The sequence below is a fragment of the Mesorhizobium sp. M7D.F.Ca.US.004.03.1.1 genome (genome assembly GCF_003998635.1).
GTDB classification, from domain to species: domain Bacteria; phylum Pseudomonadota; class Alphaproteobacteria; order Rhizobiales; family Rhizobiaceae; genus Mesorhizobium; species Mesorhizobium loti.
On sequence record NZ_RZQG01001119.1, the window covers coordinates 1 to 1,723 of the forward strand.

Here is a 1,723-nt window from a genome sequence, read left to right on the forward strand (position 1 = left end):
TTCGGGCGGAATGCCGGCCAGGTCGGCGGCGTCCGGAAACAGCTCTTGCCAGACCGGGAGATAGCGTTCTTCGCCGACACCGAGAATGTCGCCTGCGGCGAGGCTTGTGTCCGTCGATATCTGGAAATGCAGATGCGGCGCCCAGCCGCCATTTTCGGTGGCTGATCCCATCTCGCCGACAAGCGCGCCGGCTTGCAGATGCTCGCCGACCTTCAGACGCCGACCTGCCTCATGCGCCATATGCCCCCACAGGGTGATGAAGGGCGGGCACCCCGGCGGGGCATGCTCCAGCGCCACCAGGCAGCCATAGCCGAGCGGATCCTCCTCGATCTCGACGCTTCTGACAATGGCGGCCAGCGGGGTATAGAGCCGCGTGCCCGCCGGCATGAAAAGATCAAGGCCGAGATGATTGGCGCGGCGCGCACCTTCGACGAACCGAGAGTGGAAGATGTCGCTGGTGTAGACCGTGCGCGCCTCGCCCCACGGGCCGATGCCGAGTGCAATGCCATGCTCGGCGCAATAGGCGTCCCACCATGCGCTCGCCTTGTCGGGTTGCTGCGCGGCCGATGTCACCGTCATCGGATTTTGCGGATCGCCATAAGGCACCAGCGCCTTGGCAAGCGTCGCCGGGTGGCGGTCGAGGATGGGCACAAGCTGCGCGCGGTTCGCCGCGATCCAGCTCGTGACAGCGCGAGCTCCGGGCGCGGCCTCAAAGCCGCAGGCGTGGCGCAGGATCGCCGTCGCGAAGCGCCGGTTCATCGCTCCCAGGCGTCGCAGCAGGCGCCAGGCCGGCGCTTCCGAGATGGACAGATAGGGATTGTCGGTGGTCCGTTCCTTGCGCGCCGCCGACAGCGTCACCGAGGTGACGAGACGCATAACAATGAGATCGAAGAGCAGATCGAGCTCCTCTTCGCGCAGCGGATATTCGGCATGGAACCCGGCTGCAAGACGGGCGGCGGCGGCGATCGGATCCTCGGCATCGAGGATGGCATAGGCACAGGCGACCGCTACCTCGGCGATCAGCACGCTGTGCAAGGCATCGCCGAAATCGATCAGCCCGGCGACGCGCTCGGGCCGCTCCGGATCGACCAGCACATTCCAGTCATTGGCGTCGTTGTGGATCACCTGCGCCCGCAGCGCCGGCAGCCGGGGCGCGATCGCGGCATCGAAATGATCGAGGAACCGCTCCAGCAACAAGCGATCCTGGTCGTCGTCGATATGGTGAAGGCGTTGCCGCGCGGCACCGGCCCGGCGAATGTCCCAGTCGAACGTGCGCAGCGCACCGGGGTGGATGAAGCCTTGCAGGGCGCGGTCCAACCGGCCGAGCGCGCCACCGAGGCTTTCAAGCAACGCAGGAGTGGATGGGCTCTCGGCCAGCGGCCGGCCGGCAAGCCACGACACCAGCCGCACGGCATGGTCTTCGCCGCCGGCGCCGGTGGCGTGAGCGAGCGATATTCCCCGCACCGTCGTCCTGAGACGCGGTACGGCGAGATCAGGGCTGTTGCGCTCCAGGTGCTCGAACAGCGCCGTCTGGAATTCGCTCTCACCGAGCGGCTCGCTGGCGTTGACGATCTTGAGGATCCACAGCGACCGGTCGGGCGCGGTCAGCTTGAAATTCTGGTCGCGCTCACTGTCCAGCGGCGTGACGCTGCCGGCAATGCCGAAATGCCGCGCGGCGATATCGATGGCCTCGCTTTGCGAGAACTGAGGCGCTGGGTGGGAA

The 1,723-nt window shown here is 66.7% G+C and carries 1 protein-coding gene; it reads right to left on the bottom strand.

The features are described 5' to 3' along the window. On the bottom strand, positions 1 to 1,723 hold a 1,723-nt coding region (locus EN935_RS34580; protein WP_164771628.1), incomplete at both ends, for a phosphotransferase.